This window comes from Buttiauxella gaviniae ATCC 51604 (assembly GCF_001654835.1).
Classification (GTDB): domain Bacteria; phylum Pseudomonadota; class Gammaproteobacteria; order Enterobacterales; family Enterobacteriaceae; genus Buttiauxella; species Buttiauxella gaviniae.
The window spans coordinates 108106-128444 of the sequence record NZ_LXEP01000029.1; the positions used below are offsets into that span (position 1 = coordinate 108106).

The window sequence follows — 20339 nt, forward strand, 5'->3', positions numbered from 1 at the left end:
CTTGCGCGGCCTTTATCGTCAAAAACGTTTAGCGATTACAGGCTAGAAACGTTTTCGCTCAGGTATTTAGCAACGCCGTCTGGAGACGCGTTCATGCCTTCTTTACCTTTTTCCCACTGAGCCGGGCACACTTCGCCGTGCTCTTCGTGGAATTGCAGCGCATCAACCATACGCAGCATTTCATCAACGTTACGGCCCAGCGGCAGGTCGTTAACAACCTGGTGACGCACGATACCGTTTTTGTCGATCAGGAAAGAACCACGCAGAGCAACGCCTGCGTCTGGATGTTCGATGCCATAAGCTTTCTGAATTTCACGCTTAATGTCAGCAACCATCGCGTATTTCACTTCGCCGATGCCGCCATTTTCAACAGGGGTTTTACGCCATGCGTTGTGAACGAATTCGGAGTCAAAAGATACACCAACGACTTCTACGCCACGTTTCTGGAATTCTTCGTAACGCTTGTCGAACGCAATCAGTTCAGACGGACAAACGAAAGTGAAGTCCATTGGCCAGAAGAACACAACGGTGGTTTTACCATTGGTGTGTGCTTTGAAGTTGAAGTTCTCAACGATTTCGCCACTACCGAGAACGGCTGCAGCTGTAAAGTCAGGGGCTGGACGAGTAACCAGGACCATATGTACTCCTGTTAATTTTGTTAAAGTGAGTGTTAACGCAACGGGGGGGAGTATAGGGGCGGCAATCCCTCTAACTCAAGCATGCTACGCCAATTAATGAGATAGGATTTACCTATCAAAAAATGAATATTCGCACAGCAGCGATCCAAAATAGCCCTTTTTTATAAAAGGGCAAGAATTTAATCGCAAGGCTGGGATCGCTTACAAATTCTTTTGTTCGGCTAGATTCATCATGCGTGGGTAGAACTGCCAGAACAGATCTTCAAGTGCATCATAGTGAGCATCAAGATCTTGCCAGGAAGCTCGCAAAGCATCAAGTTTTGGTCTACGGCTAGCCATGCCATTGAGAACATTAGCAATAAATGCCATGTCGCTATAACGCTCCATCCAGCGCTCTTGCCACAGATATTGGTTAAGATTGATAAAGCGCGGTGGGGTATCCGATAAGAACGGTTCAATATTGGCGCGAGCGCCGGAGATAAACTCTGGGAGCGAGATGTCCGGGCTTAGCGTTTGCCAATGGCGTGAAACGAAATGATCCCACATGACATCCAGCGTAATTGGTGCGACTCGGCGTGTTTCAGGGCGGAACCATTGACGTGCAATCGCCACTTCCGGTAAACCATCGGTCAGAACATCCACACGGCGGTGCATTCGGATGCCAGCCACCACATCGCCTGGAAAACTTTCATCCGGGTTGCCACGTACGAAATCAGCCAGCAAATTACCCAAGAGTGAGCTGTCAGCAAGGCTTGCGAGATGTAAATGGGCGAGAAAATTCATAATAACCTTATTCGTAAATAGCGTAAGGGTGGCTTATTCCTTGCAGGGAAAGTCCCCTGGCACTAGACTGTAGCGCCACTTTTTAAGTCTTGAGTTCTAAACCATGCGCGTTGCCGATTTTTCCTTTGAATTACCTGATTCCTTGATTGCTCATTATCCACAAGCACAGCGTAGTGGGTGTCGTTTGCTGTCGCTGGAAGGGCCGACGGGTAATTTAACGCATGGCACTTTCACCGATTTGCTCGACAAGCTCAACCCTGGAGATTTGCTGGTCTTTAACAATACCCGCGTAATCCCGGCGCGCCTTTTTGGCCGTAAAGCGAGCGGCGGTAAGATTGAAGTGCTGGTCGAGCGCATGCTTGATGACAAACGTATTCTGGCGCATATCCGTGCTTCTAAAGCACCGAAACCGGGCGCTGAGTTGTTGTTGGGCGATGATGAAAGCGTACATGCCACTATGGTTGCGCGCCACGATGCGCTGTTCGAAGTGCAGTTTGAAGACGACCGCAGCGTGCTGGATATTTTAAACAGTATCGGCCATATGCCATTGCCACCGTATATTGACCGCCCGGATGAAGAATCTGACCGTGAGCTGTACCAGACGGTATATAGCCAGAAACCAGGTGCGGTTGCGGCTCCGACTGCGGGTCTGCACTTTGATGAGCCGTTGCTGGAAGCGCTGCGCAGCAAGGGTATTGAGCAGGCGTTTGTCACGCTGCACGTAGGAGCCGGGACATTCCAGCCAGTGCGCGTTGATAGCATCGAAGACCACATCATGCATTCCGAATATGCGGAAGTGCCTCAAGATGTCGTTGATGCCGTATTAGCCTGTAAAGCACGTGGTAATCGCGTTATCGCGGTTGGCACGACATCAGTCCGTTCGTTAGAAAGCGCGGCTCAGGCAGCAAAAAATGACCTTATCGAACCTTTCTTCGGCGACACACAAATTTTCATCTATCCAGGTTATCAATACAAAGTGATTGATGCACTGGTGACCAATTTCCACCTGCCGGAATCGACTCTGATCATGCTGGTTTCTGCGTTTGCTGGTTATAAAAACACCATGAACGCCTATAAAGAAGCCGTAAGTTCCGAATATCGCTTTTTTAGTTACGGGGATGCCATGTTCATCACGTACAATCCGCAGGCTATTGATGAGCGCCCAGGCGCGTAATCACTAAATTCTACGCCGCCGGTTATTCCGACGGCGTTTTGTCTTAACCATCAGACTGTTTCTCTGATGCTGGAGGAAATGTGAAATTTGAATTAGATACTACCGACGGACGCGCTCGTCGTGGCCGTCTGGTGTTCGACCGTGGCGTTGTAGAAACGCCTGCGTTCATGCCTGTTGGCACTTACGGCACCGTAAAAGGGATGACGCCGGAAGAAGTTGAAGCCACTGGCGCGCAAATTATTCTGGGTAACACCTTCCACCTGTGGTTGCGTCCTGGCCAGGAAATCATGAAGTTGCACGGCGACTTACATGACTTTATGCAGTGGAAAGGCCCAATTCTGACTGACTCCGGCGGTTTCCAGGTCTTTAGCCTTGGTGACATCCGTAAGATTACCGAAGCTGGTGTTCACTTCCGCAACCCTATCAACGGCGATGCAATTTTCCTCGATCCAGAAAAATCTATGGAAATTCAATACGATCTCGGTTCCGATATCGTAATGATCTTCGATGAATGTACGCCGTATCCAGCTGACTGGGATTACGCTAAGCGCTCAATGGAGATGTCTCTGCGTTGGGCACAGCGTAGTCGCGATCGCTTTGATTCTCTTGAGAATAAAAATGCGCTGTTCGGTATTATTCAGGGCAGTGTTTACGAAGATTTACGAGATATCTCGGTAAAAGGTCTGGTAGAGATTGGCTTTGATGGCTACGCTGTCGGCGGCCTGGCTGTAGGTGAACCGAAGGAAGACATGCACCGTATTCTGGAACATGTTTGCCCGCAAATCCCTGCTGACAAGCCACGTTACCTGATGGGCGTAGGGAAACCGGAAGACTTGGTTGAAGGTGTTCGTCGCGGTATTGATATGTTCGACTGCGTGATGCCAACCCGTAACGCACGTAATGGTCATCTCTTCGTTACTGATGGCGTGGTGAAAATCCGTAATGCGAAGCATAAAGATGACACTTCGACGCTGGATTCTGAGTGTGATTGCTATACGTGTCGCAATTATTCACGTGCCTACTTGTATCATCTTGACCGTTGCAACGAAATACTCGGTGCACGCCTCAATACGATTCATAACTTGCGCTATTACCAGCGTTTAATGGCAGGTTTACGCAAGGCCATTGAAGAGGGTAAATTAGAGCAGTTCGTGAGTGATTTTTACGAGCGAATCGGTAAACCAGTTCCACCTTTGAATGTTGATTAATTTAATAATGAGGGATTTTTAATGAGCTTTATCATTTCTGATGCGGTTGCTGCAACAGGTGCTCCGGCGCAGGGTAGCCCGTACTCTTTGATTCTTATGCTGGTGGTATTTGGTCTGATCTTCTATTTCATGATCTTGCGCCCACAGCAAAAACGTACCAAAGAGCATAAAAAGCTGATGGACTCCATCTCTAAAGGGGATGAAGTACTGACTACTGGTGGTCTGGTTGGTCGCGTAGTGAAAGTAGCTGAAACTGGCTATATCTCTATCGCGTTGAACGACACCACTGAAGTGGTTATCAAGCGTGATTTCGTAGCTGCCGTTCTGCCGAAAGGCACTATGAAGGCGCTGTAATATTCGTTTTTCCCTAAGGGAACTACCGTGCTAAACCGCTATCCTTTGTGGAAGTACATCATGCTGATCGTCGTGTTTATCGTCGGTCTGCTATACGCACTTCCCAACCTATATGGTGAGGATCCGGCAGTTCAGATCACTGGCGCGCGCGGCGTCGCCGCCAGTGAGCAAACGCTGATCCAGGTCCAGAACACCTTAAACGCAGAAAAAATCCCCGCTAAGTCTGTGGCCCTGGAAGAGGGTGCGATTCTTGCACGCTTTGACACCACTGATACGCAGCTTCGTGCTCGTGAGGCTCTGATGAGCGTCCTTGGCGATAAATACGTTGTGGCACTTAACTTAGCTGCGGCGACTCCTCGCTGGTTATCCGCTATTTCCGCAGAACCGATGAAACTCGGTCTGGATCTACGTGGTGGCGTGCACTTCCTGATGGAAGTGGACATGGATACCGCGCTGAGCAAGTTGCAGGAACAAACCATTGATAACCTGCGTAGCGATCTTCGCGATAAGAGCATTGCGTACACAAACGTGCGTAAAGCCGATAACTATGGCGTCAATGTTGTTTTCCGTGACAGCCAAACGCGTGATCAAGCTATCTCCTATTTAACTCCACGCCATCGTGATCTGGTGATTTCTGCTCAAGGCAGCAACGCAATGCGTGCTGTAATGACAGATGCTCGCCTGAGTGAAGCGCGTGAGTATGCCGTTCAACAGAACATCAATATTCTGCGTAACCGTGTAAACCAATTGGGTGTTGCTGAACCATTGGTACAGCGTCAGGGTGCGGATCGTATTGTTGTTGAACTGCCAGGTATTCAAGATACTGCGCGTGCGAAAGAGATTCTTGGCGCGACTGCAACGCTTGAATTCCGTTTGGTCAACACTAACGTGGATGCTTCCGCTGCGGCTTCTGGCCGTGTACCGGGTGATTCCGAAGTGAAAGATACCCGTGAAGGTCAACCGGTTGTCCTGTACAAACGTGTGATTCTGACCGGTGACCATATCACCGACTCCACTTCCAGCACCGATGAATACAACCAGGCCCAGGTGAATATTTCACTCGATAGCGCTGGCGGTAACATCATGTCTAACTTCACTAAGGACAACATCGGAAAACCGATGGCAACTCTTTTTGTGGAGTACAAAGACAGTGGTAAGAAAGATGCTACTGGTCGTGCGATTCTGGCGAAGCAAGAAGAAGTTATTAACGTGGCGAACATTCAGTCGCGTCTGGGTAACAGCTTCCGTATCACAGGTATCAGCAATCCAAATGAAGCTCGCCAGCTTTCTCTGCTGTTGCGTGCGGGTGCATTGATTGCGCCAATTCAGATTGTTGAAGAGCGTACCATCGGCCCAACTTTGGGTATGGAAAACATCAAGCAAGGTCTGGAAGCGTGTCTGGCAGGTCTGGCCGTTTCAATCCTCTTTATGCTGTTCTTCTATAAGAAATTTGGCCTGATTGCGACCTCTGCACTGTTGGTTAACCTGGTAATGATTGTTGGGATTATGTCCCTGCTGCCAGGGGCAACGCTTACCATGCCAGGGATTGCGGGGATCGTGTTAACCCTTGCCGTCGCCGTCGATGCCAACGTACTGATAAACGAACGTATTAAGGAAGAACTTAGTAACGGACGTTCGGTACAACAGGCTATCCACGAGGGCTACCAGGGCGCGTTCAGCTCTATTTTCGATGCCAATATCACGACGCTTATCAAGGTCATCATCCTGTATGCCGTAGGCACCGGGGCAATTAAAGGCTTTGCGATCACAACCGGTATTGGTGTGGCGACGTCCATGTTTACCGCAATCGTCGGTACCCGTGCCATCGTAAACCTGTTGTACGGCGGCAAACGCATCAACAAGCTGTCTATCTGAGGAGTGCGTTGTGGCACAGGAATATACTGTTGAACAATTGAATTACGGCCGTAGAGTCCATGACTTTATGCGCTGGGATTTCTGGGCTTTCGGTATCTCCGGGTTCCTGCTAATCCTTTCTCTCGCCATTATCGGCGTGAAAGGTTTTAACTGGGGTCTGGATTTCACCGGTGGTACGGTTATCGAAATCTCGCTGGAAAAACCAGCGGATTTAGACCAAATGCGTGAAGCGTTGCAGAAAGCGGGCTTTGCTGATCCGCTGGTGCAGAACTTCGGTAGCAGCCGTGACATTATGGTACGTATGCCACCTGCCAAAGGGGAAACCGGTGGGCAGGTGTTGGGTAGCAAAGTCGTTAGCGTAATTAACGAAGCAACCAGTCAAAATGCCGGAATAAAGCGTATTGAGTTTGTTGGCCCGAGTGTGGGTGCTGATCTTGCTCAAAACGGTGCTCTGGCACTGCTTGCCGCGCTGCTTTCCATCCTGGTATATGTTGGATTCCGCTTTGAGTGGCGTCTGGCGGCTGGTGTGGTTATCGCACTGATGCACGACGTGATCATAACTTTGGGCGTACTGTCGCTATTCCATATTGAGATAGACTTAACCATCGTCGCGTCGTTGATGTCGGTTATCGGCTACTCACTGAATGACAGTATCGTAGTATCTGACCGTATTCGTGAAAACTTCCGTAAGATTCGTCGCGGAACGCCTTACGAAATCTTCAACGTTTCTTTGACGCAGACTCTGCATCGTACGTTGATTACATCCGGTACTACGTTGGTTGTGATTCTGATGCTGTATCTGTTCGGTGGGGCGATGCTGAAAGGCTTCTCACTGACCATGCTTATCGGTGTTTCTATCGGTACTGTTTCTTCTATCTACGTGGCGTCTGCACTGGCGTTGAAACTGGGCATGAAGCGTGAGCACATGTTGCAGCAGAAAGTAGAGAAAGAAGGCGCGGATCAACCGTCGATTCTGCCTTAATCTTTAAGGTTTCGCTGAAAGCTAAAACCGCAGCCATTGTGCTGCGGTTTTTTTTCGCCTGGATAAAAGTCTCCTGACAGTATGCTGTCAGGAGGGGCTCGTTAGACTCTTCGATGAACCCTATCAATGAGGAGCAAACACATGGACACCATCATCAACTGGTTTGAAATTCCGGTACAGGATCTGGAACGAGCAACAGCTTTTTATGAAGCGGTTTTTGCGACTGAATTTCGCCGCGAAAGTATGTCTGGCATGGAGATGGCTATCTTCCCGCATACCAAGCCGAATCCCGGCGGGGCACTATTGAAATCCGATGCGTTTAAACCTGCTGCACAGGGAACCGTTGTTTATCTGCATGCACCTGATTTAGCCGCCATGCTTGAGCGTGTGGTTAAAGCCGGAGGCGAATGCGTATTCGGCCCGCAAGAACTCCCGGATGACATTGGGACTTTTGCGCTTATCGTCGACAGTGAAGGGAATCGTGTCGGGTTACATCAACCGGTTTGACTCCCGGTATATACTGAATGACAAACGCCTGCCGGACATTCTGGCAGGCATTACTCTTTTGAAATAACGCCATGAGCCGAAGAGCAGACCGCCTTTTTCAAATCGTCCAGATCCTGCGTGGGCGTCGTATTTCCACGGCAGCGTTACTTGCCGAACGCCTTGAGGTTTCTGAACGCACCATTTATCGCGATATCCGCGACCTTTCACTTTCCGGTGTTCCCATTGAAGGTGAGGCTGGCTGCGGCTACCGATTATTACCGGGCTATGATTTGCCACCGCTGATGTTTACGGCGAACGAAGTGGAAGCGCTCGTGGCCGCGATTCGTCTGCTGCAAACATGGAGCGGTGAAATGCTGGCGCAGGCTGCCGGAACGGCAGAAGAAAAGCTGCTTGGTGTACTCACCCCACAGCGACGGGCGGTTGCGGAGCGCTGCCGCATCCTTTCGCCTGATTTTAATAAATATCCGCAGGTCAAAACGTGGTTTGATGTTTTTCATCGCGCAATTGGCCAGCTTCAGGTACTGCGCATCGACTATGAAGATCATAAGGGGAAAGTGTCGAGCCGCAATATACACCCGCTTGGGCTGACATTTTGGGGAGAAGTCTGGCTGCTGGTAGCTTGGTGTGAAACGCGTGAAGATTACCGCAGTTTTCGCCTGGATCGCTGTTTGTCTGTGGCCCCCACGGGGCTGCATTTTTCGGAGCGGCCCGACCATTCTTTAAATCATTTTATTCAGTTGCAGGAAAATGAAGGCTGTCTTCCAGAAACAAAAAAGCCGACCGGCAAATAGCGGATCGGCTTTTTAAGGATTCAGACAGCTATTAGAAGTTGTAACCAACCACTAAGTAACCACCCCAACCGGTAGAGCGAACGCTGAAATCACCGTTACCGAAGTTCAGGCTTGCATCGTCATTCCACTGGCCACCGTTGTGCCAGTAACGGGCAACAACTGCATAGTGGAAGTGATCGTAGTTCAGAGACAGGATGTGGCTGGATGCGATGGAATCACTGGTACGAGCATGCTTGCCGTTGTTATCCATGAAGTTGTCATCGCCCAGGTCTGAGCCCCAGTCGAAGTTGGTGAAACCGATGTAGCTCAGGTTACCGCCCCACAGGGAAGTAATCGGTACAAAGTATTTCACTTTGAAGCGGTAGCCATCCCACTCGTTTTCGTTGGATGCGCCATAGTTCTGCCATTGGTATTTCGCGTACACGTTCATGGACAGGCTCATTGGCAGGCCAGTGTCGATGTCGGTACCCAGACCCATGTACCAGGTGCTCTGGCGGCCATCTTTGTTGCGACCCATATCGTAGATATAGTTGTTTGCAACATACCATTCTTTGAACGGACCGAAGCTCAGGTCAGTGCCAGTCAGTTTGTCGATAGAGAAACGCGGTTCGATTTCCATAAACAGTGGAGAACCGTGGTTCCAGATACCTTTCGCATCAGTGTTACCACCGAAGAATACTGGCGCATCCATGTAACCATAGAAGTCGAACCAGTCTTTCTTAGCGAAAGCTTCATATTCCAGGTAGGTATCGTTACGGATTTGTGGTCCGAAACGGGTGTGGTAGCTGCCCACAACGTTAACGCTTTGGTGCCACCAATCAGAAAGATATTCGGTATTTTTTGTTTCTTCAGCCTGAGCCGTGAAAGAGCTTGAAAGCGCCAGGACGGTGCTAGCCGCCAAAATAATTTTTTTCATTTTATATGCCACTGTTTTTTACATGGATCCCGTGAGGGCAGGAGGTGTTTTATCACCTAAGGTCATCAACCATTAACTTGGCTTTTTATTGACGCGCCTATTATAGAAATCCCTGCTCACAAAAATATGTTTCATTTCACATTATCGTTAAGTACGTAATCGATTGCGTTCTCAATTGCGCACATTAAAAACGGGCGAGATTTTACCTGCTTCTGAAATTTAAGCAAATAGATGGTCCGTTGTTACAGGTATATGTGATTAAGATCACTAGATTTATTCTTTGAAGTGAAAGGTGCTGATCGTGTTTCATTTGTTTAGTTGTAACAAAAAACGCAGATGTTACTGAGGGTTACCCCCGCAAGCGCGAGGGCAATTATCTATTGTTGGGCTGGTAGTGCCTGCGAAGGGTCGACTGGTTGTATATCGTGAATTCTCACAAAACCTAATTGTTCAGGCGAAAGTCCTGAAAGCAACAACGGGATACTGACATCGCTCGGTGCCAGCACGCTCGCAGGAGCACTGAATTGCTGTGACTGGACGTTCACTTCCTGGTAGTTATCCGTAGTGCCCTGAATTTGTCCCCATTCTACTTTGCCGGTAAAAGCGGGCAGAGGATCGTTGGACTCGCCTTTGATAACGAGCATCATACGGCTGCCATTTGCTTCTGGAGTCATGCTGCTCAGCGACATTTGCAAATTACCTAACTGACTATTCAGGCGTGCCGGAGTTTTAGAACCTGGTAACAAGTAGACGCCAGTAGTTGATTTCGCATTCAGCGCATTTTGTTGCGTCAGCTTGATTGTCTGGTCAGTGAGCTTTGTCATTTCTTTATTCAGTGAACCCACTTCACTCTTCATTTGATGAACTTCAGTTTGTTGCGCGCAGGCGCTGAGGCTCACCAGGCTGCTAACCAGGAGTATTCTTAGGTAACTCTTTGTCATCGCTAATTTTTCCTTGAGGTTTTGTCCTGATTTAAGCGTAGCTTGTCGCTAATGAAAAGTCATATTTGTTGGGATGATGTGGCGTTACCTTTGTACTCCCGCTACTTCGCGGTAAACTATTGTTCATTTGAATAATCCTTCAGGACGCGCCATGCATTGCCCATTCTGTTTCGCAGTAGACACCAAAGTGATTGATTCCCGGCTTGTCGGCGAAGGGTCATCCGTGCGTCGTCGCCGCCAGTGCCTGGTTTGTCATGAACGCTTCACAACTTTTGAAGTGGCGGAACTAGTGATGCCACGCGTCGTGAAAAGTAATGATGTTCGCGAACCGTTTAATGAAGACAAGCTACGTAGCGGTATTCTAAAAGCACTGGAAAAACGCCCAGTGAGCTCTGACGACGTTGAAATGGCAGTAAACCACATCAAATCCCAATTGCGTGGCACAGGCGAGCGTGAAGTACCAAGCAAAATGATCGGCAATCTGGTAATGGAACAGCTTAAGAAACTCGATAAAGTGGCGTATATCCGCTTTGCTTCGGTTTATCGCAGCTTTGAAGATATCCGCGAGTTTGGCGAAGAAATTGCCCGTTTACAGGATTAATGCTGATGTCGCTTGATGAAAAGTTTATGGCTCGCGCGCTGCAATTGGCAAAGCGTGGCCGTTTTACTACTATGCCAAACCCCAATGTTGGCTGCGTGATTGCTAAAGATGGCGAAATTGTTGGTGAAGGTTTCCACTTTCGTGCGGGCGAACCTCATGCAGAAGTTCACGCGTTGCGTATGGCGGGTGACAAAGCACAAGGTGCTACGGCGTATGTCACGCTGGAGCCATGCAGTCATCACGGTCGCACACCTCCGTGCTGCGATGCGTTAATTGCGGCTGGTGTTTCGCGTGTGGTTGCCGCGATGCAAGACCCGAATCCACAAGTTGCCGGGCGTGGTTTGTACCGCCTGAAAGAAGCGGGCATTGAAGTCAGCCATGGTTTGATGATGAACGAAGCTGAGGTCATTAACCGTGGCTTCCTGAAACGTATGCGCACTGGCTTCCCATATATCCAACTTAAACTTGGCGCGTCGCTGGACGGGCGCACCGCGATGGCAAGTGGTGAAAGTCAGTGGATCACTTCGCCTGAGTCACGCCGTGATGTGCAGCGCTTGCGTGCGCAAAGTGGAGCTATTCTAAGCAGCAGTGCAACGGTGTTGGCTGACGATCCGTCTTTAACTGTGCGTTGGAATGAATTAGACAGCGCGACTCAGGCCGTTTACGCCGAAGAAAACTTACGCCAGCCAACGCGCATTATTCTCGATCGTGGAAATCTCGTGACGCCGCACCACAAAATTATCGCTCAGGCAGGTGAAACCTGGCTTGCACGTTGTAAAGCAGATGAGCAAATATGGCCTAATGGTGTTGAGCAATTTATCGTGCCAGAGCATAACGGTCATCTCGATTTGGTCGTCATGATGATGCTACTGGGCAAACGCCAGGTGAATTCCATTTGGGTGGAAGCGGGCGCAACACTTGGTGGGGCGCTACTTCAAGCTGGTCTGGTTGATGAGTTGATTGTGTATGTAGCACCGAAATTATTAGGTAACGACGCACGTGGCTTATGTAACCTGCCAGGGCTTGAAAAATTAGCCGATGCGCCAGAATTTAGCTTTAGTGAAGTCCGTCAGGTCGGCCCTGATTTGTGCCTGCATTTAACGCCGCGATACAGTCGCTAGTAAAACGTAAGCGGGCACGAAAAGTTTATGATAAAATCCGCCCCCCTAACGGGGCTAAACAGAACCGTAAAGGAAGAATATGAACATCATTGAAGCAGCCGTTGCTACTCCAGACGCTCGCGTCGCCATCACCATCGCGCGTTTTAACAACTTCATCAATGACAGCCTGCTGGATGGTGCGCTTGACGCCCTGAAACGTATTGGCCAGGTTAAAGATGAAAATATCACCGTGGTCTGGGTTCCGGGTGCTTACGAGTTGCCACTGGCGGCAGATGCACTGGCAAAAACCGGTAATTATGACGCGGTGATTGCGCTGGGTACGGTTATCCGTGGCGGCACAGCTCACTTTGAATATGTTGCTGGTGGTGCCAGCAATGGCCTGGCACATGTTGCGCAGGAAAGTGGTATTCCAGTCGCCTTTGGCGTGCTGACCACCGAAAGTATTGAACAAGCCATCGAACGCGCTGGCACAAAAGCCGGTAACAAGGGTGCAGAAGCTGCACTGACCGCGCTTGAAATGATTAATGTATTGAAAGCCATCAAGGCCTGATTTTTTGTAAGGGGAAATCTGTGAAACCTGCTGCTCGTCGCCGTGCCCGTGAGTGTGCCGTTCAGGCGCTATACTCCTGGCAGTTATCTCGAAATGACATCGCTGATGTCGAATACCAGTTCCTGGCTGAACAGGACGTCAAAGACGTTGACGTTAACTACTTCCGCGAACTGTTGGTCGGGGTGGCTACTAACAGCGCGTATCTGGATGGGCTAATGAAGCCTTACCTGTCTCGCCAGCTCGAAGAGTTGGGTCAGGTAGAAAAAGCGGTTCTGCGTATTGCACTGTTTGAATTGGCTAAACGTGATGACGTGCCATACAAAGTGGCAATCAACGAAGCCATTGATCTTGCGAAAACCTTCGGTGCTGAAGACAGCCACAAGTTCGTCAATGGTGTGCTTGATAAAGCTGCTCCACAGATTCGCCCCCGCAAAAAGTAATCTTCTGGCCGGTGATTATTCATGAGTTTTTGAGCTACAGCTAACAACGCTGTAGCCTAAAGAATACTGAATACCCGGCCTTTTTTTATTCTATATCCGTTAGCATTCAAGTTGCAGCGAACACCCCTGCAGCTTGCAGAATGATGGGTATATTCAGAGGCGTAACGAATGGCATGCGGTGAGTTTTCCTTAATTGCCCGTTATTTTGATCGCGTAAGCAGTTCCCGTCGCGATGTGGAAACCGGAATCGGCGATGATTGTGCATTGCTGACGGTAGCCGAGAAGCAACTTTTAGCGATAAGCACTGATACGCTAGTCTCAGGCATCCACTTCCTGCCGGATATCGATCCTCGCGATTTGGGCTACAAAGCTCTGGCTGTTAATCTAAGCGATTTGGCTGCTATGGGCGCCGATCCGGCCTGGCTGACGCTGGCTATTACCCTTCCTGAAGTCGATGAAAGCTGGCTTGAAGCCTTCAGCGATAGTCTGTTTGAACAACTCGAATACTACGATATGCAGCTGATCGGCGGTGATACCACACGTGGTCCGCTCGCAATGACGCTGGGTATTCATGGTCTCGTGCCGGTGGGGCGTGCGCTTAAACGAAGTGGCGCGCGGCCAGGTGACTGGATCTACGTCACGGGTACGCCGGGCGACAGCGCAGCTGGCCTGGCCATTTTGCAGGATCGCTTAGAGGTTAAAGATCCCGCGCAAGCTGCATATCTTAAAAAGCGCCATTTGCGCCCAACTCCTCGCGTGCTGCACGGGCAGGCCTTGCGTGATCTCGCCAGCAGCGCAATTGACCTCTCTGACGGGCTAATCTCTGATTTAGGTCATATCCTTAAAGCAAGCGGATGTGGAGCGCGCATAGATCTCGATGCTCTGCCATATTCGACCGCCTTGAAAACTAACGTCAGCGCTGAACTCGGGTTGCAATGGGCGCTTTCTGGCGGAGAAGATTACGAGCTGTGCTTTACCGTGCCGGAACTCAATCGTGGCGCCCTGGATGTCGCTATTGGCAATCTTGGGATTCCATTTACTTGCATCGGCCAGGTTGCGCCTGAGTCTGAAGGGCTGCAGTTCTTGCAAAATGGCAAACCGGTTACGCTGGATTTAAAAGGATACGATCACTTTGCCTCGCGCTAAAGATGTGGCTAAAAGCCGTCTCAAACTCAGCAATCCCTGGCATTTGCTTGCCACTGGTTTTGGCAGTGGCTTAAGTCCAATAATGCCGGGTACCGTGGGGTCGCTTGCAGCGATCCCATTCTGGTATCTGATGACATTTTTGCCATGGCAGCTCTATTCCATGGTCATCATGCTTGGTATTTGTATTGGTGTTTATCTGTGCCACCAGACCGCACGTGATATGGGGGTTCATGACCACGGCAGTATAGTGTGGGATGAATTCATCGGCATGTGGATTACGCTGATGGCGCTGCCAATCAACGACTGGCGCTGGGTTGCCGCAGGCTTTTTGGTATTCCGAATTCTCGATATTTGGAAGCCGTGGCCAATCCGTTGGTTTGACCGTAACGTGCATGGAGGTATGGGGATCATGGTGGATGACATTGTCGCCGGGGTGTTCTCCGCGGGAATAATCTATGTGATTGGTCACCACTGGCCGATTGGCTTGTTCTGATTTAAACAACCCTTACACTCTCCTGATGGAGAGTGTAAGGGCATTGAACAGTTACTTGAATCCTACCTTTTCATGCGGTTCGTATACCGTTTCCAGCTCGGCAATCTCTTCAGGTTTCAGCGTTAAATCCACCGCACCCAGTAAATCATCCAGTTGGTGCTCACGCGACGTACCAATAATCGGCGCGGCAATCCCCGGCTTACTCAGCAGCCATGCCAGCGCGACTTGCGCACGTGACACACCTTTATCATCCGCGACATTCGCCAGACGTTCAGCAATCAGCGCATCGTTATCCCGGCTCCCTTCGTACAGCGTTTTACCAAACTCATCAGACACCGAGCGCGCGGTGGTATCACCCCATGGGCGAGTCAACTTGCCGCGTGCAAGCGGGCTCCATGGGATTACGGCGATCCCCTGTTCGTAGCACAGCGGCAGCATATCGAGTTCTTCTTCACGATAGATCAGATTGTAGTGATCCTGCATGGTGACGAAACGCGCCCAGCCATGTTGATCCTGCAATGCCAGCGCTTGCGCAAACTGGGAGCTGTGCATGGACGACGCGCCGATATAACGTGCTTTACCCGCTTTCACCACATCGTTTAGCGCTTCAAGCGTCTCTTCAACAGGCGTGTTGTAGTCCCAGCGGTGGATTTGCAGCAGATCGACATAATCGGTTCCCAGGCGGCGCAAGCTGTCATCAATCGAACGCATAATTTGTGCTCGTGACAAGCCTTCAGCCAAATCGCCGACCTGATGGTAAACCTTGGTAGCCAGTACGGCATCTTCGCGGCGCATGAAGTCTTTAAGAGCACGCCCGACAATCTCTTCGCTGCTACCGTCGGAATAGCTATTGGCGGTATCAAAGAAATTAATGCCGTTATCGATGGCGTGTTTGATGATGAGGCGGCTGCTCTCTTCAGGAAGTGTCCAGGCGTGTTTGCCACGGTCTGGCTCACCAAAGGTCATGCAACCCAGGCAAAGGCGGGAAACTTTGAGGTCTGTTTTTCCTAACGTGTTGTATTGCATACTTCCACTCCAACTATTCAGGTTCCTTTAAGCATAGCAGGAGTGGAGCAGGGGATTATTTAAGCCAGTCGCGGATCTTCGTTTCCATGCCTTGAGCATCAAGCCCAATGGCGGCACGCGCTTCTTCCTGAGTGCCTTGCGGAATAAAGTAATCCGGCAGGCCAATATTCAGCACCGGAACCACTTTACGGTTGGCCATCAGCACTTCGTTGACGCCACTCCCAGCACCACCCATGACCGCATTCTCTTCTATTGTCACCAGTGATTCGTGGTTGGCAGCCAGTTCCAGAATCAGCGCTTCATCAAGCGGCTTCACAAAACGCATATCGACCAGCGTTGCGTTCAGTGATTGGGCAACGGCTTCCGCTTCCGGCAACAGCGTGCCGAAGTTCAGCAGCGCGACTTTCTCACCAGCGCGTTTCTTCACACCTTTACCGATTGGCAGCGACTCCAGCGGCTGTAATTCAGCGCCAGTACCATTACCTCGCGGATAACGCACCGCCGATGGGCCTGCGTTGTAGTGATAACCGGTGTGCAGCATCTGGCGGCATTCGTTTTCATCACTCGGTGTCATGATGACCATTTCCGGAATGCAGCGCAGGAAGGAGATGTCGAACGCGCCCTGATGGGTTTGGCCATCAGCGCCAACAATGCCCGCACGGTCGATGGCAAATAACACCGGCAACTTCTGGATGGCGACGTCGTGAATCACCTGATCGTATGCGCGTTGCAGGAAGGTCGAGTAAATGGCGACAACCGGTTTGTAACCGCCAATGGCGAGGCCAGCAGCAAATGTAACTGCGTGCTGTTCGGCAATCGCGACATCAAAATATTGCGACGGATACTGGCGTGAAAACTCCACCATACCGGAGCCTTCGCGCATTGCAGGCGTGACAGCCATCAGTTTGTCGTCTTTGGCTGCGGTTTCGCATAACCAGTTACCGAAGATTTTCGAATAGCTCGGCAGGCCGCCCGCCGCTTTCGGCAGCGTGCCGCTTTGCGGGTCAAATTTAGGCACTGCGTGGAAGCTAATCGGGTCTTTTTCAGCAGGCGCGTAGCCACGACCTTTTTTGGTCATGATGTGCAGGAACTGCGGCCCGTTCAGGTCACGCATGTTCTTCAGCGTATTCACCAGGCCAACAACATCATGCCCGTCAACCGGGCCAATATAGTTAAAGCCTAGCTCTTCAAACAACGTTCCCGGAACCACCATACCTTTCAGGTGCTCTTCGGTACGTTTGAGCAGCTCTTTAATCGGCGGTACGCCGGAGAACACTTTTTTCCCGCCTTCACGCAGCGAAGAGTAGAGTTTGCCCGAAAGCAGTTGCGCGAGGTGGTTGTTTAGCGCACCGACATTCTCAGAAATCGACATTTCGTTGTCGTTAAGAATGACCAGCATATTTGGGCGAATGTCACCCGCATGGTTCATCGCTTCAAACGCCATACCTGCGGTGATTGCGCCATCGCCAATGACGCAAACGGTGCGACGCTCTTTGCCTTCTTTGCCAGCGGCTACTGCGATACCAATTCCCGCACTGATTGAGGTGGACGAGTGGCCCACGCTCAATACGTCATATTCGCTCTCGGCGCGCCATGGGAAGGGATGCAAGCCACCTTTCTGGCGGATAGTGCCAATTTTGTCACGACGGCCAGTAATGATTTTATGCGGATAAGCCTGATGACCGACATCCCAGATTAACTGGTCAAACGGGGTGTTATACACATAGTGAAGCGCCACGGTCAGTTCTACCGTGCCAAGGCCAGAGGCAAAGTGCCCGCTGGAACGGCTTACGCTATCGAGCAGGTAACGACGCAGCTCGTCACAAAGTTTCGGTAAGCTCTCTTTTGGCAACAGGCGTAGCTCAGGGGCTGATTCCACCAGTGCGAGGGTCGGGTATTTGGCAATATCAAAACTCATTAAGAAACTCATCGTGGTGTTTACCCTTCATCCTTCAAGCCTGCGCCTGAATGCCAAAGGGTAGTTAATAATTATTTATCACGTTGGATTATATAGCTCGCTAACGCTTCCAGTGCGGTAGTGTCTAACGACTGGCGAGCCAGGCCTTCCAGCGCCCTGAGAGAATCCTGGTAGAGATCCCAAGCTTTAGCTTTGGCATTTTCAAGCCCCAACAAGGCCGGATAGGTACTTTTACCCAGATGCTGGTCGGCGCCCTGGCGTTTACCCAGTGTCGCGGTATCACCAATAACGTCGAGGATATCGTCCTGAACCTGGAATGCCAGCCCGATGCTTTCAGCATAACGGTCAAGCAACGGCAGGGCGTTACGGCCTGCATCACCTGCGCTTAATGCACCCAGACGAACAGCGGCACGAATTAACGCCCCTGTTTTATGGCGATGAATGCGCTCAAGGCTTTGCAGGTCAACATGCTTACCTTCTGCTTCCAGATCAAGCGCCTGGCCGCCACACATTCCAGCCACGCCACTGGCAGTTGCGAGTTCTTTTACCATCGCCAGCCGGTCTGCAATCGCCACGCCCGCCATTGGTGCATCACTTAGTATAGAAAACGCCAACGTTTGTAGGGCATCTCCTGCCAAAATGGCACTGGCTTCACCGAATTTGATGTGACAAGTCGGTTGCCCACGACGCAAATCGTCGTCATCCATGGCGGGTAAATCATCGTGAATCAATGAATAAGCATGGATACATTCGATTGCCGCAGCAGGTGCATCCAGCGTCTCTTGCGCTATGCCGAACATTTCCCCGGTTGCATAAACCAGGAAAGGGCGCAGTCTCTTGCCACCAAATAGTGCGCCATAGTGCATAGCCTCAACCAGAGGAGTGTTCTGAAACGGTAGCGGTGCCAGAAAACGCAGCAGCGCATCGTTGGCCCGCTCGGCGTGGGCCTGCAACTGATGGTTAAAATCCATTTACTCGTTATCCGGGGTAAAAGGCTTGAGTGGGGCGTCTTCGCTATCGTTTAGCAGGATTTGTACGCGTTGTTCTGCTTGTTGCAGTTTCACCTGACCCTGGCGTGCAAGCTGCACCCCACGCTCAAATTCATTTAACGCCTCTTCGAGCGCTAAATCTCCGCTCTCCAGACGAGTAACAATCTGCTCAAGCTCCACAAGCGCAGTTTCAAAACTGGCTGGGACTTCGGTTTTTTTCGGCATAGTGAATGTCTGACTCTAATAATTTTTGCGACTCTGCAATGGTAGCGGAAACTGACAAGCAAGTAACCATGAGCATGTTGGTTAGCAGAGGTTAGTGATATACTTGCGCGCCTCGGATGCAGCGGCAACTCGCCGTTGCAGTTCTTTAAGTCTTCCAGCCCGCATGATTCATATTATGCCTGGCTCATCAACGAATCTAAGCCGCCATGAAGTTTATCATTAAATTGTTCCCGGAAATCACCATCAAGAGTCAATCTGTGCGCATACGCTTTATTAAGATGCTCACCGGGAACATTCGCAACGTTTTAAAACACTACGATGAAGATCTGGCGGTTGTTCGCCACTGGGACAACATTGAAGTTCGCGCTAAAGATGAAAATCAGCGCATCGCCATTCGTGAAGCGTTGACCCGCATTCCCGGTATTCACCACATTCTGGAAGTTGAAGATGTGCCGTTTACCGACTTGCACAATATCTTCGAACAGGCGCTGGAGCTTTATCGCGATCAACTGGAAGGCAAAACCTTCTGCGTGCGTGTAAAACGTCGTGGTAAACATGAGTTCAGCTCAATTGAAGTTGAACGTTATGTTGGTGGCGGCCTGAATCAACACATTGAATCTGCGCGCGTAAAACTGACTAAACCAGAAGTTACCGTTAATCTGGAAATCGAAAACGATCGCCTGCTGCTGGTTAAAGGCCGCTATGAAGGCATCGGCGGTTTCCCGATTGGCACGCAAGAAGATGTGCTGTCTTTGATCTCCGGCGGTTTCGACTCCGGCGTTTCCAGCTACATGCTGATGCGTCGCGGTTGCCGCGTGCACTATTGCTTCTTTAACCTCGGTGGTGCTGCGCACGAAATCGGCGTTAAACAGGTTGCTCACTATCTGTGGAACCGTTTTGGCAGCTCCCACCGTGTGCGCTTTGTGGCGATCAACTTTGAACCTGTTGTTGGCGAAATCCTCGAGAAAGTCGAAGACGGCCAGATGGGCGTGGTGCTTAAGCGTATGTTTGTGCGTGCTGCGTCCCGTGTTGCTGAACGCTACGGCGTGCAGGCACTGGTAACCGGCGAGGCGCTGGGCCAGGTTTCCAGCCAGACGCTGACCAACTTGCGTTTAATCGATAATGTTTCTGATACGTTGATTCTGCGCCCGCTTATCTCTCACGATAAAGAGCACATCATCGATCTGGCTCGTGAAATTGGTACTGCCGACTTTGCGCGTACCATGCCGGAATACTGCGGTGTTATCTCGAAGAGCCCAACCGTTAAAGCGGTGAAAGCGAAGATTGAAGCTGAAGAAGCCAACTTTGACTTCTCCATCCTCGATCGCGTGATTGAAGAAGCCAGCAACATCGATATCCGTGAAATCGCCAATCAGAGCAAAGAAGTCGTTACGGAAGTTGAAACCGTTGATGCATTTGGCCCGAATGACGTGCTGCTGGATATCCGTTCTATCGACGAGCAGGACGATAAGCCATTCAAACCAGAAGGTGTGGAAGTGGCATCAATGCCGTTCTACAAGCTGAGCACTGCATTTGGCGATTTGGATCAGAGCAAAAACTATTTGCTGTGGTGCGACCGCGGTGTGATGAGTCGTTTGCAGGCGCTGTATCTGCGTGAGCAAGGTTTTGAGAACGTGAAGGTTTATCGCGCTTAATCAGTT

The 20339-nt window shown here is 50.4% G+C and carries 22 protein-coding genes; 14 read left to right on the top strand and 8 right to left on the bottom strand.

Features of this window, described 5'->3' with window-relative positions; translation table 11 throughout:
• Positions 1-35: 35 nt before the first annotated feature.
• Positions 36-638 carry a peroxiredoxin C gene (locus tag M977_RS15380; RefSeq protein WP_034457921.1) on the bottom strand — a complete coding sequence of 201 codons (603 nt, stop codon included), beginning with the start codon at positions 636-638 and terminating at the stop codon, positions 36-38.
• A gap of 201 nt (positions 639-839) precedes the next feature.
• Positions 840-1421, bottom strand: a complete 582-nt coding sequence (gene acpH / locus M977_RS15385; RefSeq protein WP_064516580.1) for an ACP phosphodiesterase — start codon at positions 1419-1421, stop codon at positions 840-842.
• A gap of 103 nt (positions 1422-1524) precedes the next feature.
• Between acpH and queA the strand changes: the two genes are divergently transcribed.
• From queA to M977_RS15420, 7 genes are all read left to right on the top strand, one after another.
• Entirely contained in the window at positions 1525-2595 is a 1071-nt protein-coding gene (gene queA, locus M977_RS15390; RefSeq protein WP_064516582.1) for a tRNA preQ1(34) S-adenosylmethionine ribosyltransferase-isomerase QueA, read from the top strand.
• 80 nt (positions 2596-2675) lie between these two features.
• Positions 2676-3803, top strand: coding sequence for a tRNA guanosine(34) transglycosylase Tgt (tgt, locus tag M977_RS15395; protein WP_064516584.1), 1128 nt, complete (start codon positions 2676-2678; stop codon positions 3801-3803).
• A gap of 21 nt (positions 3804-3824) precedes the next feature.
• A complete protein-coding gene (gene yajC, locus M977_RS15400; RefSeq protein WP_034457929.1) occupies positions 3825-4157 on the top strand; it encodes a preprotein translocase subunit YajC in 333 nt (110 codons plus the stop codon).
• A gap of 27 nt (positions 4158-4184) precedes the next feature.
• Complete coding sequence (secD, locus tag M977_RS15405) at positions 4185-6032, top strand: protein translocase subunit SecD (protein ID WP_074392041.1); 1848 nt, start codon at positions 4185-4187, stop codon at positions 6030-6032.
• Positions 6033-6042: 10 nt separating this feature from the next.
• A complete protein-coding gene (secF, locus tag M977_RS15410) occupies positions 6043-7014 on the top strand; it encodes a protein translocase subunit SecF (protein WP_064516589.1) in 972 nt (323 codons plus the stop codon).
• Positions 7015-7155: 141 nt separating this feature from the next.
• Positions 7156-7521: a VOC family protein gene (locus tag M977_RS15415; protein WP_064516591.1), complete on the top strand. Its 366-nt coding sequence runs from the start codon at positions 7156-7158 to the stop codon at positions 7519-7521.
• Positions 7522-7592: 71 nt separating this feature from the next.
• Positions 7593-8312, top strand: coding sequence for a helix-turn-helix transcriptional regulator (locus M977_RS15420; RefSeq protein WP_064516592.1), 720 nt, complete (start codon positions 7593-7595; stop codon positions 8310-8312).
• 31 nt (positions 8313-8343) lie between these two features.
• Here M977_RS15420 and M977_RS15425 read toward each other — a convergent pair whose 3' ends face one another.
• Both M977_RS15425 and M977_RS15430 read right to left on the bottom strand, forming a co-directional pair.
• Positions 8344-9228: a nucleoside-specific channel-forming protein Tsx gene (locus M977_RS15425; protein ID WP_064516594.1), complete on the bottom strand. Its 885-nt coding sequence runs from the start codon at positions 9226-9228 to the stop codon at positions 8344-8346.
• Positions 9229-9605: 377 nt separating this feature from the next.
• Entirely contained in the window at positions 9606-10169 is a 564-nt protein-coding gene (locus tag M977_RS15430; RefSeq protein WP_064516596.1) for a SadB/YajI family lipoprotein, read from the bottom strand.
• A 151-nt stretch (positions 10170-10320) separates the two neighbouring features.
• Between M977_RS15430 and nrdR the strand changes: the two genes are divergently transcribed.
• From nrdR to pgpA, 6 genes are all read left to right on the top strand, one after another.
• A complete protein-coding gene (nrdR, locus tag M977_RS15435) occupies positions 10321-10770 on the top strand; it encodes a transcriptional regulator NrdR (RefSeq protein ID WP_064516598.1) in 450 nt (149 codons plus the stop codon).
• 5 nt (positions 10771-10775) lie between these two features.
• A complete protein-coding gene (gene ribD, locus M977_RS15440; RefSeq protein WP_064516758.1) occupies positions 10776-11891 on the top strand; it encodes a bifunctional diaminohydroxyphosphoribosylaminopyrimidine deaminase/5-amino-6-(5-phosphoribosylamino)uracil reductase RibD in 1116 nt (371 codons plus the stop codon).
• 79 nt (positions 11892-11970) lie between these two features.
• Positions 11971-12441, top strand: a complete 471-nt coding sequence (ribH, locus tag M977_RS15445; protein WP_034457942.1) for a 6,7-dimethyl-8-ribityllumazine synthase — start codon at positions 11971-11973, stop codon at positions 12439-12441.
• 20 nt (positions 12442-12461) lie between these two features.
• The gene (gene nusB, locus M977_RS15450; RefSeq protein WP_034457944.1) at positions 12462-12881 is read left to right on the top strand and encodes a transcription antitermination factor NusB; all 420 of its coding nucleotides are present in this window, start codon (positions 12462-12464) and stop codon (positions 12879-12881) included.
• 168 nt (positions 12882-13049) lie between these two features.
• Positions 13050-14027, top strand: coding sequence for a thiamine-phosphate kinase (gene thiL / locus M977_RS15455; RefSeq protein ID WP_064516600.1), 978 nt, complete (start codon positions 13050-13052; stop codon positions 14025-14027).
• Positions 14014-14520, top strand: coding sequence for a phosphatidylglycerophosphatase A (gene pgpA, locus M977_RS15460; RefSeq protein ID WP_064516602.1), 507 nt, complete (start codon positions 14014-14016; stop codon positions 14518-14520). The genes thiL and pgpA overlap by 14 nt, the downstream gene beginning before the upstream one ends.
• A gap of 51 nt (positions 14521-14571) precedes the next feature.
• On the opposite strand, the gene M977_RS15465 is transcribed toward pgpA, so the two are convergent.
• The 4 genes from M977_RS15465 to xseB form a co-directional block, all read right to left on the bottom strand.
• Complete coding sequence (locus tag M977_RS15465) at positions 14572-15546, bottom strand: aldo/keto reductase (protein ID WP_064516605.1); 975 nt, start codon at positions 15544-15546, stop codon at positions 14572-14574.
• Between the two features lie 55 nt (positions 15547-15601).
• Positions 15602-17464 carry a 1-deoxy-D-xylulose-5-phosphate synthase gene (dxs, locus tag M977_RS15470; protein ID WP_064516606.1) on the bottom strand — a complete coding sequence of 621 codons (1863 nt, stop codon included), beginning with the start codon at positions 17462-17464 and terminating at the stop codon, positions 15602-15604.
• 71 nt (positions 17465-17535) lie between these two features.
• Positions 17536-18435, bottom strand: a complete 900-nt coding sequence (ispA, locus tag M977_RS15475) for a (2E,6E)-farnesyl diphosphate synthase (RefSeq protein ID WP_064516608.1) — start codon at positions 18433-18435, stop codon at positions 17536-17538.
• The gene (xseB, locus tag M977_RS15480; protein WP_034493701.1) at positions 18436-18678 is read right to left on the bottom strand and encodes an exodeoxyribonuclease VII small subunit; all 243 of its coding nucleotides are present in this window, start codon (positions 18676-18678) and stop codon (positions 18436-18438) included.
• A gap of 206 nt (positions 18679-18884) precedes the next feature.
• On the opposite strand from xseB, the gene thiI reads away from it, so the two are divergent.
• Positions 18885-20333 carry a tRNA uracil 4-sulfurtransferase ThiI gene (thiI, locus tag M977_RS15485; RefSeq protein ID WP_064516610.1) on the top strand — a complete coding sequence of 483 codons (1449 nt, stop codon included), beginning with the start codon at positions 18885-18887 and terminating at the stop codon, positions 20331-20333.
• Positions 20334-20339 lie beyond the last annotated feature (6 nt).

Excerpts from the sequence above, each read along its gene's own strand:
- M977_RS15380 (WP_034457921.1), bottom strand. The coding sequence starts at position 638 with ATGGTCCTGGTTACTCGTCCAGCCCCTGACTTTACAGCTGCAGCCGTT.
- M977_RS15415 (WP_064516591.1), top strand. The coding sequence starts at position 7,156 with ATGGACACCATCATCAACTGGTTTGAAATTCCGGTACAGGATCTGGAA.
- ribH (WP_034457942.1), top strand. The coding sequence starts at position 11,971 with ATGAACATCATTGAAGCAGCCGTTGCTACTCCAGACGCTCGCGTCGCC.
- acpH (WP_064516580.1), bottom strand. The coding sequence starts at position 1,421 with ATGAATTTTCTCGCCCATTTACATCTCGCAAGCCTTGCTGACAGCTCA.
- xseB (WP_034493701.1), bottom strand. The coding sequence starts at position 18,678 with ATGCCGAAAAAAACCGAAGTCCCAGCCAGTTTTGAAACTGCGCTTGTG.
- thiI (WP_064516610.1), top strand. The coding sequence starts at position 18,885 with ATGAAGTTTATCATTAAATTGTTCCCGGAAATCACCATCAAGAGTCAA.
- ispA (WP_064516608.1), bottom strand. The coding sequence starts at position 18,435 with ATGGATTTTAACCATCAGTTGCAGGCCCACGCCGAGCGGGCCAACGAT.
- nrdR (WP_064516598.1), top strand. The coding sequence starts at position 10,321 with ATGCATTGCCCATTCTGTTTCGCAGTAGACACCAAAGTGATTGATTCC.
- ribD (WP_064516758.1), top strand. The coding sequence starts at position 10,776 with ATGTCGCTTGATGAAAAGTTTATGGCTCGCGCGCTGCAATTGGCAAAG.
- M977_RS15465 (WP_064516605.1), bottom strand. The coding sequence starts at position 15,546 with ATGCAATACAACACGTTAGGAAAAACAGACCTCAAAGTTTCCCGCCTT.
- M977_RS15425 (WP_064516594.1), bottom strand. The coding sequence starts at position 9,228 with ATGAAAAAAATTATTTTGGCGGCTAGCACCGTCCTGGCGCTTTCAAGC.
- M977_RS15430 (WP_064516596.1), bottom strand. The coding sequence starts at position 10,169 with ATGACAAAGAGTTACCTAAGAATACTCCTGGTTAGCAGCCTGGTGAGC.
- thiL (WP_064516600.1), top strand. The coding sequence starts at position 13,050 with ATGGCATGCGGTGAGTTTTCCTTAATTGCCCGTTATTTTGATCGCGTA.
- yajC (WP_034457929.1), top strand. The coding sequence starts at position 3,825 with ATGAGCTTTATCATTTCTGATGCGGTTGCTGCAACAGGTGCTCCGGCG.
- M977_RS15420 (WP_064516592.1), top strand. The coding sequence starts at position 7,593 with ATGAGCCGAAGAGCAGACCGCCTTTTTCAAATCGTCCAGATCCTGCGT.
- dxs (WP_064516606.1), bottom strand. The coding sequence starts at position 17,464 with ATGAGTTTTGATATTGCCAAATACCCGACCCTCGCACTGGTGGAATCA.
- queA (WP_064516582.1), top strand. The coding sequence starts at position 1,525 with ATGCGCGTTGCCGATTTTTCCTTTGAATTACCTGATTCCTTGATTGCT.